This window comes from Streptomyces actinomycinicus, assembly GCF_016741775.1.
Lineage (GTDB): Bacteria > Actinomycetota > Actinomycetes > Streptomycetales > Streptomycetaceae > Streptomyces > Streptomyces actinomycinicus.
On the sequence record NZ_JAERRK010000036.1, the window covers coordinates 1 to 13297 of the forward strand.

Sequence of the window (13297 nt, forward strand, 5' to 3'; positions counted from 1 at the left end):
TCTGGCAGGCGTACGAAGGCCCCTGCTGACCTCACGGCGGGCTCGTCACCGGGGGTTCTGCGCCGGGACTCTTCGCTCTCCTCGACGTGGCTCCGTCCCACGCCCGTCGAGTACGCGCGCCACGGCGCGGGCGCGGGACGCCCTCCTCGGCGGCGGCACGAGTTCGACCGTGCACAGATCATCCGGACCGACACCGAGGACCGTGGCCAGGGCGCGCAGGCGATGCGGCTGCGGTATGCGGTGCCCCGACTCGTAGCCCTGGACGGTACGCGGATCCATGCGCGCCCCGCGGGCCAGGGCACTGACCGTCATGCCCGTCGCGAGCCGTCGCTCCCGTAGCCGCGCCCCGTTCAGGACCGGCATCCGGACAGCCTCCTCGCACGCGGGGCAGGGAGGGATGGCTTCGCGCTCATGGATCTCGTAGCCCTCGGCCGTACCGCATCGGCCCGTCCACTCGGGCGCGGCGTTCGGATCGTCGATGGTGTCGTCGTCCCAGCACCGCGTGGGCACGTACGACTTCCTGGCGGCAGCCCTCCGGGCGGCGGTGACGGCCTGGGCGTTCAGACCGAGGTTCTCAGGGGGGACACCGGCGTACTTCTCGTGGAGGCGAGCGACTCTGTCGACGGTGCGCGCGCTGAGGAGCCGCTCCCGGTGCATGATCTCGTGCACCCGGGGTGCGGCGACCCCCAACGACGCGGCCAGCCACGGGCCCGGATATCCGTCCGCCCACAGACCTTGCAGTCGCCGCTTCGTACCGGTCGAAGCGCTCAGGGGCCCGAAGCCGGAGGTGAAGTCCGGTGGGCGGTACTCCAGCGCGGCCACCGCTCGCACCACGCTCCGGTTCATCGCCACCAACGGCGCGTGGTTCCGCCCGACGCTGCGGCAGCCGCGGATCAGATCGCGGACGGTCGTGACCGAGACGCCCGCCTGACGTGCCATGTCCTTGGGCGCCATGCCCTCGGCGAACAGCTCCTGCGCACGCCGCACGGCCGGCGCGGGGTCGATACGCATCGTGATCCCCTGCCTGCGCTGGTAGGCACGATGTTTCTCATGGCGTCGCGCCTGCTCCCGTTCGGCGGGGGTCATTTCCGATCGGCGCCTTTTGGAGCTCTTGCCCATGACGACCTCCATTCAGGAAACATGGAGAGAACAGCAGGGAAGTGGGGGAGGACGGCGAACGCTACCTTCCGCCGCAGGCGCGGGGCCAGGTTTTCTTACCGCCCGCTTGCCCGGTCGTTTCGCCGGTCGGGCTGCCGGCCTCTTGACCGGTCGTTTCGCCGGTCGGTCTGCCGGCTGTTTCCGTAGCGCCGGTCGTGCTGCCGGTCACTTTGATCGCGCGCCGAGGCCTGTCTGGCCCGCCCGAACCGCCGAAGCCATGCGCGGGAATGCATACATGTGCGGCGCAGTCCCGCCACAGGCCGGTCCGCAGCGGTGCCGGCGCCCCCGCGCCCCAGGTTCGTATCCGGCGGGGCCGAGTTAGCATACCCATAGGCCGGAGACGAGGCCGGTCCTGTCGCGGACGGCGCCGACTCGGGCGCCGAGGGGTCGCAGACGCTGTTGTCAGCCCGTAGGACGCACGCCCCCTGAACTTCGCGTGGCTGCGGGGGGCCGCTTCCTCCACACCTGGCCGCACCATGAAGAAGCTGAGCGCCATGAACGCCGTTGTCCATCGGGAGCCCTTCGACGAGGCCGACGACGCTGCGGTGCGGGTCCGGTCCGGAGAGCCGGAAGGCGCGTACGAACTGCTACGCGTGGAAGACACCGCGTCATCGCCGCGGGCTACGGGTGCCGATCATGGCGTTGATCAGGACCTGCGGGCTCTGTTCGGACAGTCGACGGCCGTCTTCGCCTCGCTCGCCGGACCGAAGCACGTGCTGGAGGCCGCGAACGCCGCTTTCGCCGCCGTGATCGGCGGCGAAGCGCCTGTCCGGACCGGCATGCCGCTCGGTGTCCTGCTGCCCGAAGCCGAGGAGCAGGGCATCCTGACCTCGCTGGACCAGGTCTACCGGACCGGTGAGCGGCACACCGGCTCGGACGCGAGGTTCCTGCTGGGCAGCGGCGCCAGGGCGCGTGAGGCGTTCTTCGACTTCACCTACGAACCCAGGACCGACCAGGACGGCAACGTCACCGGCGTGCATCTGATCGGGATCGAGACCACGCAGGTCAAGCAGGCGCAGCGGCTGACGGCCGAGCACCGTGCCCTGCTGGAGCAGATCGCCCGGCAGGCCCCTCTGGAACAGGTCCTGGAGGGCATGGCACGCACCATCGAGGAACTGTCACCGGAGAAGGTCTTCGTCTCCATACTGCTCGCGGACGGCGACGGCCGGCATCTGCGGCACGGCGCGGGGCCCAGCCTCCCCGAGTTCTACAACCGGGCGATCGACGGCATCACCATCGGTGACGGCGTCGGTTCCTGCGGCACCGCGGCACACCGGCGGCAGATGGTCATCGTGGACGAGATCGCCACGAATCTGTACTGGGAGCCCTACCGGGACCTGGCCGACTCCGCCGGCGTGGCGGCCTGCTGGTCCACCCCCGTCCTGGCCAGGGACGGGACCCTCCTCGGCACGTTCGCGATGTACCACCCCTCGCCCCGCGCACCGCAGGAATTCGATCTCACCCTCGTCCGTCTGTTCGCCGACACCGCCGCGCTGGCCATCGAACGTCACCAGGTCGAGCAAGCCCGCGTCGCCGCCGAGACGCGGGAGAAGCACGCCCGCGACGATCTGGCCTTCCTGCTGGAGGCGAGTACCTCGCTGTCGTCCGGCCTGGACTACACGCAGACCTTGCAGCGCCTGGCCAGGTGCTGCGTAGGGGGCGTGGCACCGTTGTGCGCGATAGACGTCCTCGAAGGCGGCCGGGTACGCCGCATCGCCACCGCCGCGGCGACCGACGCGGAGGAAGAACGCCTCGCCTCCCAGACGCCCGTCTACGACGCCGACGACGACGCGATCGCCCGGGTCCTGGCCTCCGGGGCCAGCGAGATCGTGCGCCGCGCCCCCCGGAATCCCGGGCTCTGGCGCGATCTGGGAGTGACCGGCTACCTGTGCGTCCCGCTGCTTGAGCGGGGGCGGCCCTTCGGGACGCTCACCGCACTGACCAACGGCGCGGGCACGTTCGACGACCACAGCATCGCGCTGGCCGAGGAACTGGCCCGCCGCGCGGCGTCCGCCGCACTCAATGCCCGCCAGTACACCGAGCGCGTCGCTCTCGCCCGCGACCTGCAAGCCGGCCTGCTGGTGTCCGAGGTGCCCACCCTGCCGGCCGCCACGGCCGCCACCTTCTACCATCCCGCCGGTGAAGGACTCGACATCGGCGGCGACTTCTACGACGTCTTCCCGCTGCCGGACGGCACCTGGGCGTTCCTGCTCGGCGACGTGTGCGGTCGTGGTGCCATCGCCGCGACGACCACCGGACTGGTCCGGCACACCGCCCGTGCCGTGGCCCCTCTGCTGCCCCGGACCGTCAGCGTCGTCCGGGCCATCAACAAGGCCCTGCTCGAGCGTCCCGCCAGCCACGGCACCGGCTTCGTGAGTCTTGTCTACGGGCACCTCAGCCCTGCGCACGACGGTCTCGACGTCACGTTCGTGCGGGCCGGTCACACCTTCCCCGTCCTCATCGACGCCCGGCACGTCGCCCGTACCGTCGAGTCGGAGGGCCTGCTGCTCGGTATCTGCGAGGAACCCGAGCTGACCGCCCATCACATCCGCCTGCGCCCCTCCGAGAGCCTGGTTCTCTACACCGACGGCATCACCGAGGCCCGCAACGACGCAGGCGACCAGTTCGGCGAGGAGCGCCTCACCGGCACACTGACCGGGCGGCTGCGCGACGGGTACACCGCCCAGGACGTCATCGTCGAACTGACCGGCGCGGTGCGCGGCTTCACCGGGCCCGGAGGGGTCGACGACGACCAAGCCGCTCTCGCCATCACGGTGAGCCGGGCGGCCGCGTCCGCACCGGCGCGGTGCGCGGGCTGAGGAGGACGCGGCACACGGCGAGCGACAGGCACAGCCCGGCCGCGGCCAGCACGACGGCGGTGCGTTCGCCCCACGAGGACCAGGCCGCGCCGAACCCCAGCGAGCCGACGATCCGGGCCAGGGCCTGTCCACTGCCCACGACGGCGATTCCGGAGCCCTGCTGGACGGTCGGCACGGCCTCGCCCGCGGCGGCGGCCAGCACTCCGTCGGTGCCCGCGTAGAAGAGGCCGTGCAAGATCAGGACGGCCGGTACCACCGCGACCGTGGTGGCGGGCGTCGCCGCCAGCAGACCGTACACGGCGAGCAGGGCCATGTGTCCGGCCAGGAAGGTGGCTCTTCGTCCCACGCGGTCGGCGAGCGCCCCGACGGGTATCGCGAGCAGCAGGAACGCGGCGGCGGTGGCCAACGGCAGCAGCGGGAACCACTGGTTCGGCAGCTCGAATCTGCGCTGGATCAGGAGGTACAGGAATCCGTCGCTCGTCGCGGTGAGTCCCAGGAGCGCGGAGCAGCAGGTCAGCCGGGCCATGTCCCGCTGCTTCAGCAAGCCCGCGAAGTCCCGCAGGCGGGGCTCCCGGGCGAGCCGTTCCACGGGGCCGGCCGGTCTGCGGGCACGGGGAACGAAGAGGAGGAGTACGACCACTCCGAGAGCGGCCGCACAGCTGCTGACCACGAACACCGCCTCGTACGCCGATGTCGAGCCCGTGGTGGAGAGCGGTGCTCGGGTGGCCTGCAGGATGCCGAACGCCGCCAGTGGACCGATCAGGGCCCCGGCGGTGTCCATGGCCCGGTGTACCCCGAAGGCTCTCGCGCGGCGTCCGGGCCCGGCGGCAAGGGAGATCATCGCGTCCCGCGGCGCCGTGCGCAGGCCCTTCCCGGTCCGGTCGACGGCGATCGTCGCGACGACGGCGGGCACGGTGTGCGCGATGAGCAGCAGTGGTTTGCAGAGCGCGGACAGCGTGTACCCGACGGCGGCGACCGCCTTGTGCCGTCCGCCACCGCGGTCCGCCAGGTGGCCGCCCAACAGCCGTACCAGGGCGGCGACTCCGTTCTGGGTCCCGTCCAGCAGGCCGTAGGCGACCGGGGGGAGTCCGAGCCCGACGGCCAGGTAGAGAGGGAGCACGGCGGTGACCATCTCCGCGGACACGTCCGTGATGAGGCTGACGGCACCGAGCGCGAAGACCGTCCCGGGGACTCCCCTCGTCCGCCACCGGGCACCGTCGCCCTCGGGTCGCCCTGAGCCGTTGCGACTGTCGGCAAGGTACATCGGCTGCCGCCTTCCCAGCTGTCAGCGGCCGAGGACCGCGGGGGCCAGGGCGCCCTCGAGAAGCCTCCGCGGGGCGCCCTTGCCGTCGGCTCGTACGGTCCACAGATCGGTGCCCTGGTCGCCCGCCAGGCTGTAGACGAGGGACCCGTCGCCGGTCCACACCGCTTGGTCGTCGACGTTCCGCTGTTCGGCGGTCGGTGTCTCCTTCATGGTGCGCAGGTCCAGGACGTACAGCCGCCAGGGGGCGTCCGCCGGGAGCCCGGGCACGCGCTTCTTGTAGGCGACCCGGTCACCGGTGGGGGAGAGCGAGGGACACTCCGCATTGCCGTGGATGAGGGTGAGTTCGCGGGAAGCGACGTCCCCGGCCGCGAGATAGGTCTGTCCGCCCGTGGCCACCGTGACGTAGAAGGTGCGGTCGTCGGCGAACGTCACTCCCCAGACGTTCACATCAGCGGCCTTGTACGGCCGCCCTTCTTTGATCACGGTGTACGTCTCGAGGTTGTCCCGCAGCACCCAGCCCTCGGTGTCCAGGAGCGAGGTGCGCGTGGAGAATCCCGTCCCCGTGTAGGAGTCACCGCTGACGAACACCGTCCATGCCACCGTCCGTCCGGACGGCGAGACGCGTGCCCTGGTCGGGGTGCCCGCCAACGGGAACGTGCGCCGTTCACGCAGCTCCTGGTCCAGGACCACCGCGCGGTACGTATCGCGCACCACCCCGTGCTCGCCCTGCAGACAGATGCCGGTCCCGGCCGCGGCGGAGAAACGCAGGCACTTCACCCCCGAGGCGACGCGCGGCCCCGTCGGCTTGTCCGCCGGCACGGAAGCCAGTTCGTCGCGGTGGGGTCCCCACACCATGTTGCGGAAGACGACCCTCCGTCCGGCGTCCCCGGCCAGCGTCACCGGGCCGGGGAGGACCGCCGGCCCGCCCTGTGCCGGGCGGTCCAGCCGGCTCGTGCGCTCGGCGGCCCTGCGCACGGAGTAACCGGCGACCGCAGCCAGCAACAGAATGCAGACGATCAGGACCGGCAGGCGGCACTTGCGGATCACGCGCCCGTCGCGCACGCCCTCGTCCGTCACGTCTTGGTTCTTCGTGCTCATGTACAAGTCCTGGCCGTAGAGGTCGGGGATTCCGTGGCCGGATCCCCCTTGCGCTGCTACGCAGGGGGGAAGGAAAACATCAGGGGGCCGGCCCGAGTCAATATCTGCGGTCATGCGCAGGCGGGGATTCACGGCATCGCAACCGCGGTCAGGATTCCTTGACCGGCGCTCCGCGGCGCTGGTACACACGGGTGAGCCACACATCAATGCGACTTCAGCCAACGCCTGAAGTGTCCGCTTCGCGGACAGAAAGCACGTGCCTTGCCGGACCGGAAAGGTCACAAGGCCCGCAGTTTCCCGGTCGAGGGCGGGGCCCGCGCATCCCGGTGCACGAATGCCCGCCTCATGTCGGCTTCCGGCCGAGGCCAGTAGCCGATTCCTGATGTGCAGTTGTCATCCGGGAGCGGAGCATGCGCAAACGCGCCGTCCTCACCATCGCCGTACTCACCGGTGTGTTGTCCGGTCTCCTCACGAGGCCGGCCAATGGAGATCCTCCCGCGCCGGGCGAGCTGCCCACCCCCGACCACGTCGTCGTCGCGGTCTTCGAAAACCATTCCGCTGCGCAGATCCTCGGCAGCGGCGAGGCGCCCTATTTCGACGAACTCGCGGCAGGCGGCGCCCGGCTCACCGCATCGTACGGAATCACCCACCCCAGCCAGCCGAACTACCTCGCCCTGTTCTCCGGCGGCATTCAGGGTGTCACCGGCGACGAATGCTACCGGGCGGGGTTCAGCAACGGACCCAACCTCGCGTCCGAACTCATCGCCAAGGGGAAGACATGGGCCAGTTACAACGAGGGGCTGCCCGGTCAGGGCAGCACCAGCTGTACCGAGGGGCGGTACGCCAGGAAGCACAACCCCTGGTTCGCCTTCAGCAACGTCCCGACCGACACCGCTCGTACACTCGACCAGTTCCCCTCCGACTACAGCCGGTTGCCCGACGTCTCCTTCGTCGTCCCCGACCTGTGCAACTCGATGCACGACTGCTCGGTCTCCACCGGTGACGCCTGGCTGAAGAAGACCCTCGGCGCGTACGCCACTTGGGCGAAGACACACAACAGTCTGCTCGTCGTCACGTTCGACGAGGACAACCGCAACGCCGACAACCAGATACCGACCGTCCTCTACGGCCAGCCCGTGAGAGCGGGCAGCACCACCGGCACCAGCTACACGCACTACAACCTGCTCCGTACCCTGGAGGACATGTCCGGCACCGACCACGCCGGGGCGGCCGCCGACGCCTCTGCCGTGACCGGTATCTGGAACGCGCCCGGCGAACCGCCGCCCCCGCCTCCGTCGACAGCCCCGGTCACCACGCCAGGTTCAAGCGGAACTCCGGTCGCCCCACCGCCGAGCACCTCCGCCCCGACGGACCTACCGGCGCCCGGCGGAGCGATCCAGTCCGGTACGAGCACACCGGTGCCCGGTACGCAGACACCACCGCCGTCCGGCGCCCCGACGGAACCGGGGCTGCCCGAAACCGGGGCGAGTCCCCTCATCGGGTGGCTGACGGGAGCCGCCGTACTCCTGCTGACCGCAGGCATCCTGCTCAGCCGGAAACGCATGCGGTCGCGTCGCTGAGGCCTCCCTGGCCGCCGGCCGGGGGGTCCGTCTCGCCGCGCATCGGCGAGGGGGACACCGGGGGAGGCGTCCCGGTACCGGCGGGCTGCTGCGCGAGGGTCAGGGCGGCAGCCGCGCCGACCGCAAGCAGCGCCATCGCGGTGATCGTCACGGTCGTCCTGGCGGACGAGTGAGCCGTCGCCGGGCGGGCGTGGCGAGCCGACCGCCGCGGCTCCTCGCGGGAGCCACGGCGGGTCGGTGGAGCGGTGCGGGCCGGCCGGACCGGAGGCCGGGGGGCGGTGCGAACGGTCCTGCGGGCCCGGAGATAGGCCGTGGCCGCCCAGGGCAGCAGCGCCTCCGCCAACAGGACGTCGGGTTGTTGGAAGAGCCGGGTCAGGTCGTGATGGGCGGCCGAGCAGTCCGGACACCGGGCCAGGTGCCGGTCCAGGTAGTCGCTGCGGTGGGCCGACGTGCCCGGGCGGGTGGTCGCCTCCAGCAATTTGATCAGGTTCCGGCAGGCCTCGCCCGCCTGAGCCGTGTAGTGGACGAGATACGCGCCGCGTACACGATGCAGCAAGTCCTCGCGTCTGGCCGCGGGATGAACGGCCGTCAGGCCCAGGACGGCTGCCGTGTCTTCGGTGTCCGCCGGCTCGATGACGGTGTACCACAGCAAGGACCGTATGCGCGGCGGCAGTGTGTACACGGCCCACCGGGCCAGGCTGCTCCCCGAATCGGCCGACGCCTTCGGCGGATACCCGGCGCCCTCCGTCTCCCGGCGGTCGTCCAGGGCCCGGTGGTCGAGCCACCGGAGGAAACCCGGCTCCAGGACGGCACGACGCCCTGTGAAGGCCCAGCGCTCGGCGGTCTGTGCCACGGTCAGCAACAACTGCAGCCGCAGGGCGTCCTCGGGCTCGAAGGCGCCGATGCCACGTTCGGAGTGCCGGAACGCCTCGGCCGCCAGGATCTGGGCATGTGAGCCCTGGACCCACAGCCCGGCGTACGAGGCCATCGCGGACAGATGCCGCCGCCGCAGCTCCTGGAGGACCTGCGGCGCGTCGACCGCTTCGCCCGGCGGCGCGTCCGGCCGGTCCGGGGCCGCGGAGCGCAGACACCGGATCAGAGCGGCGTCCGACAGGGCCCGGTGGTTCCCGGCGAGCTGACGCCCACGGCTTTGATGACGCTGCTCCATGCCAAAGCCCGCATCATCGTGAACGGTGTTCGCATTGCAGCGACAACCCTTGCCAGTGGCACAGCACACCTCTGCTCCTCCATACCTGTATTTGGATGTCATTCACCTGCTGACCGGAAAAGTCAGTGGTGGGCGACCGCAGTGCCGCGCGGCATGAGCGAAGCGGACGCACAGTCGTCCCTCACCGCACATGTGGCGGTGAGGCGGTCACGCCCCGGCACCGTAGCTCCGCGTCCGACGTCCGCGGCGCATGCTGTGACCCGGGAAAGAAGCGGGAGTTGAGTATTTGTCACCGCGGTACGTACTTCCGCTTGCCAGACGGTCGCCCGGTCGAGCACACCTTCGGTTCTGCGGTTAAGTAAGACGCCGCGTGAAACAGGAGCGGATCCGCGAAACCCGTCATTGCACGGGAAAAGAAAGAATCCCGCCTCCTGATTGTGCAGAACTTCGAAGGACGACGGGGGCGAACGCATGTCAGGTCATCGCCGTGCACGCACGGTCCGGGGCGGCTTCCGGTGGGTTGCCCATCTGGTGAACGAGCGTCCTGGGATCGTCCTCACGGCCACAGCCCTGTTACTGGGGATGGCCGGCTTCCTCGGTCACGGTGTCGCCGTCCACCTGCGCAACGGCGGGGACGAGGACCCGGGTTCCGAATCCTCGTACGCCACCCGCATCCTGGACCGGGACTTCCCCGGCGGCCGTCCCGACCTGATCCTCCTGGCCGGCACCCGGAACGGCGTGGACCGGCCTCTCGCCGCACGGCAGGGGCGCGCCCTGGCCGCCCGGCTCGTCAAGGAGCACGGCGTCGCGGGTGTCGCCTCCTACTGGACGACCCGTTCGCCCGCACTGCGCTCGCGCGACGGGCGGTACGCGCTGATCACGGCCCGGCTGAGCGGTGACACGAGAGCCGTGCAGCGAGCCGTGGACCGGATCGCGCCGCGCTACCGGGGAACCCGGGGTGCCCTGCGCATGCGCATCGGTGGCGCTGCGGCGGTCCGGCGCGAGGCGCAGACCATGGTCACCGAGGACCTGACCCGCGCCGAGGCCATGTCCGTTCCCGCCACCCTGCTGATCCTGGTGTTCGTCTTCGGCAGCGTGGCCGCCGCCCTGCTGCCGGTCTGCGTCGGCATGGTCGCCATCGTGGGATCGCAGGCGGTGCTGCGCGCACTGGCCGCCGCGACCGACATCTCGCTGTTCGCCCTCAACCTCACGACGGCGCTGGGTCTCGGGCTGGCCGTCGACTACGCACTCCTGATCGTCCGCCGCTACCGGGAGGAACTCACCGGCGGAGCCGACCGCTGCGCCGCCATCGGCACCACCTTGGACACCGCGGGCCGGACGGTGCTGTTCTCCTCCGTCACGGTGGCGCTGTCCCTCGCGACGATGCTGGTGTTCCCCCACCGCTTTCTGCGCTCGATGGCCTACGCCGGCATCAGCGTGGTGGTGCTGTCCGCGGGCGCGGCCCTCGTCGTCCTCCCGGCCCTGCTCCGCCTGATGGGACCGCGCATCGACGCCTGGGACGTCCGGACGCTGATACGTCCCCGGCGCCGTGCGGGGCGGCACGCGGCTCCCCGGTACGGTGCGGGGTGGGTCCGGGTCACCGGCACGGTGATGCGGCGGGCACCGCTCTTCACCGTCGGCACCACCGGCCTCCTGCTGCTGCTCGGGCTGCCGTTCCTGAACGTGCGCTTCGGGCATCCGGACGACCGCCAGCTCCCCGCCGGCGCCGAGGCCCGTGTCGTACAGCAGCACATCCGCGAGGGCTTCAGCACGGGCGGCGGGGCGGGCCCGGAGATCCTGGTCCGCGGTGCCACGTCCGCCGGGCTGGCCCCGTACGCCGCTCGGTTGTCCCGGCTGTCGGGGGCCGAGCGCGTCGACGGACCGACCGGCACCTACACGGCGGGCGCCCGGACGGGGCCGCCGGACCCGACGCGGGCCCGGACCGGCGACTCCTGGCTCTCCGTGGTCACCCGCGCCGACGCCACGCCTGCCGCGGCCGAACGCCTGGTCCGCTCCGTGCGGGACGTCGAGGTGCCCTTCCGCACGTACGTCACCGGGCCGACCGCCGAGTCGCTGGACAGCCGCGCCGCCGTGCTGGCCCGGCTTCCCGTGGCGGGCGTACTGGTCACCGCGGCCACCCTGTCGCTGCTCCTGCTGCTCACCGGCAGCTACCTGGTGCCGCTGCAGGCCCTGGTGCTCAACGCGCTCAGTCTGACGGCGATGTTCGGAACCCTCGTGTGGGTCTTCCAGGAAGGGCACATGGCCGGTCTGCTCGGCTTCACCCCGACCGGGGTGATCGAGACGACACTGCCCGTGCTCATGGCCTTCCTTGCCTTCGGACTGTCCATGGACTACGGGGTGTTCCTCCTCTCCCGCGTGCGAGAGGAAGTGCTCCGGGCGGGCGACCACCGGACGGGCGTGGTCGAGGGGATGCGGAGAACAGGAGGGATCATCACCGCGGCCGTGCTGATCCTCGCCGTCGTGTTGCTGAGCGTGGCCACCTCGCGGACGGTGGGCGCGAAGATGCTGGGCACGGGGGTTGCCGTCGCCGTCCTGGCGGACGCCTTCGTCGTGCGGGCCCTGCTGGTGCCGGCGGTGCTGGCGCTCACCGGCCGGGCCGCCTGGCTGGGGCCGGCCCGGCTCGGGCGGGTCCCGCAACGGGAGCCATGCAGGTAAACAAGAGGCAAAGAGGCGGGCTCCGGGGGCGACGTACGGCTCGTTACCCGCATGGATGCCCGTGATCTCGGTGCCGACGGCCGGCACCGAGGACACGGGCCGGCGCCCCCCTCGTGGCGGCACACGGGCGCAGGGAGCGGATGCGCCGGAGAACAGCGGCCCGACGGAGTTCGTCACTCCTCTCCCCCCAACGGCTGACCAGACATGGAAGGACCATCAACCCATGTACGTCAGGAGGGTCAACTCCCACACTCCGGCGATCGAGACCCCGAGGCATTTCCTCCCCGGCGAACTGGTGCTCTCGATGGAGAAGGAGCTGCCCTCGCTCGCCGAGGAGACCGTCCGCGCCGTGCGCGCCCGGATACCGGCGCTCGTACCCGCCCTGGAGGACCCCTGCAGAGCGCAGATACAGGCAGGCGTGGAGCGGGCACTGCGGGAGTTCCTGAACCGGCTCTCGGGGGGACCGGCGCGGCTGGGGGAGGAGACGGCGGACGACTGCCGGGAGCTGGGCAGGAACGAGATGCGCAGGGGAGGAAACCTGGAGGCCCTGCAGGCCGCGTTCCGGCTGGCGGCCAGGCTCGCCTGGCGCCGGTGCATCGACACCGGCAGCCGCATGGGCATCGAACCGGGCCTGTTGTACCCGGTGGCGGAAAGCCTGTTCGCCTACATCGACGAACTCGCCGCGCACTGCGCGGAGGGCTTTTCCCAGGCTCAGTTGCACGCGGCCGGCGAACTGAGGCTGAGACGGCAACGCCTCCTGCAGATACTCACCGCAGACACGCCCGCACCCCTGCAGACGGTGACCGAACTGGCGCTCGCCGCCGCCTGGAGGCTGCCACAGACCGTTCAGGTGGTGGCATTCTCGCCGGCCAGGCACGGGCGGCGTACGGCGGCCCCGGCGCCGGTGCTCGAGAGCGTCGACGCGCTGGCCGACTTCAGCGGGCCCGATCCGCTGCTGCTGATACCGGAGCCGGGCCCCCAGCACCGCCCGGCCCTGGAGAAGTACCTGGACGGACGGGCGGCCGTGGTGGGGCCGCCGGTGGCGCTGGAGCACGCGGCGGTGTCGCTGCGCTGGGCGCGCAGACTGCTGGCGTTGGGGGCCCGCGGGCTGGGCGGTACGGACACCGTCATGTACTGCGCCGACAACCTCATGCCGCTGATGCTGCTTCAGGACGAGGTCCTCATCCGCACGCTGACGGCACGGCGGCTCGCGCCGCTCGCGCACCTGACACCGAAACAGCACGAACGCGTCACCCGCACCCTGCTGGCCTGGCTGCAGTGCTCGGGCAACACCATCGAGGCCGCACGGAAGATCAGCGTGCATCCGCAGACCGTGCGCTACCGGCTGCGTCAGATCGAGGACCTGTTCGGGTCGGCGCTGCGTGACCCGGACGTCCGCTTCGAGCTGGAAGTCGTGCTACGGGCGCAGGAACTGTTCGCCGCGATGGAGGCGCGGCGCAGACGCGGCACCCCGCGGGCCGCCCGTCCGCGCACCGCGAGCAGGTACCAGATGCGCGACCAGTCCCGCCCATAG

The 13297-nt window shown here is 71.2% G+C and carries 7 protein-coding genes and 1 pseudogene; 4 read left to right on the plus strand and 4 right to left on the minus strand.

All coding sequences use genetic code 11. From position 1 onward, the window contains the following. Positions 1–45: 45 nt before the first annotated feature. Positions 46–1011, minus strand: coding sequence for a helix-turn-helix domain-containing protein (locus JK359_RS37415; protein WP_201844095.1), 966 nt, complete (start codon positions 1009–1011; stop codon positions 46–48). A gap of 641 nt (positions 1012–1652) precedes the next feature. On the opposite strand from JK359_RS37415, the gene JK359_RS37420 reads away from it, so the two are divergent. Further along, complete coding sequence (locus tag JK359_RS37420) at positions 1653–3977, plus strand: SpoIIE family protein phosphatase (RefSeq protein ID WP_201844096.1); 2325 nt, start codon at positions 1653–1655, stop codon at positions 3975–3977. Here the strand turns inward: JK359_RS37420 and JK359_RS37425 are convergent. Continuing rightward, positions 3928–5241 (minus strand): MFS transporter, encoded by a 1314-nt coding sequence (locus JK359_RS37425; RefSeq protein WP_201844097.1) that lies wholly within the window; start codon positions 5239–5241, stop codon positions 3928–3930. The genes JK359_RS37420 and JK359_RS37425 overlap by 50 nt on opposite strands. A gap of 21 nt (positions 5242–5262) precedes the next feature. Beyond that, complete coding sequence (locus JK359_RS37430) at positions 5263–6288, minus strand: TolB family protein (RefSeq protein WP_201844119.1); 1026 nt, start codon at positions 6286–6288, stop codon at positions 5263–5265. Positions 6289–6749: 461 nt separating this feature from the next. Here JK359_RS37430 and JK359_RS37435 point away from each other — a divergent pair. Then, positions 6750–7601 (plus strand): annotated as a pseudogene (locus JK359_RS37435) (alkaline phosphatase family protein); the annotation flags it as partial. Between the two features lie 286 nt (positions 7602–7887). Here the strand turns inward: JK359_RS37435 and JK359_RS37440 are convergent. Next, on the minus strand, positions 7888–9087 hold the full coding sequence (locus tag JK359_RS37440; protein WP_201844099.1) for a hypothetical protein: 1200 nt from the start codon (positions 9085–9087) through the stop codon (positions 7888–7890). Between the two features lie 531 nt (positions 9088–9618). Here JK359_RS37440 and JK359_RS37445 point away from each other — a divergent pair. Then, positions 9619–11763, plus strand: coding sequence for an MMPL family transporter (locus tag JK359_RS37445; RefSeq protein ID WP_307788452.1), 2145 nt, complete (start codon positions 9619–9621; stop codon positions 11761–11763). A 223-nt stretch (positions 11764–11986) separates the two neighbouring features. Beyond that, on the plus strand, positions 11987–13297 hold the full coding sequence (locus JK359_RS37450; protein ID WP_201844101.1) for a PucR family transcriptional regulator: 1311 nt from the start codon (positions 11987–11989) through the stop codon (positions 13295–13297).

Excerpts from the sequence above, each read along its gene's own strand:
- JK359_RS37420 (WP_201844096.1), top strand. The coding sequence starts at position 1,653 with ATGAACGCCGTTGTCCATCGGGAGCCCTTCGACGAGGCCGACGACGCT.
- JK359_RS37415 (WP_201844095.1), bottom strand. The coding sequence starts at position 1,011 with ATGCGTATCGACCCCGCGCCGGCCGTGCGGCGTGCGCAGGAGCTGTTC.
- JK359_RS37425 (WP_201844097.1), bottom strand. The coding sequence starts at position 5,241 with ATGTACCTTGCCGACAGTCGCAACGGCTCAGGGCGACCCGAGGGCGAC.
- JK359_RS37440 (WP_201844099.1), bottom strand. The coding sequence starts at position 9,087 with ATGGAGCAGCGTCATCAAAGCCGTGGGCGTCAGCTCGCCGGGAACCAC.
- JK359_RS37450 (WP_201844101.1), top strand. The coding sequence starts at position 11,987 with ATGTACGTCAGGAGGGTCAACTCCCACACTCCGGCGATCGAGACCCCG.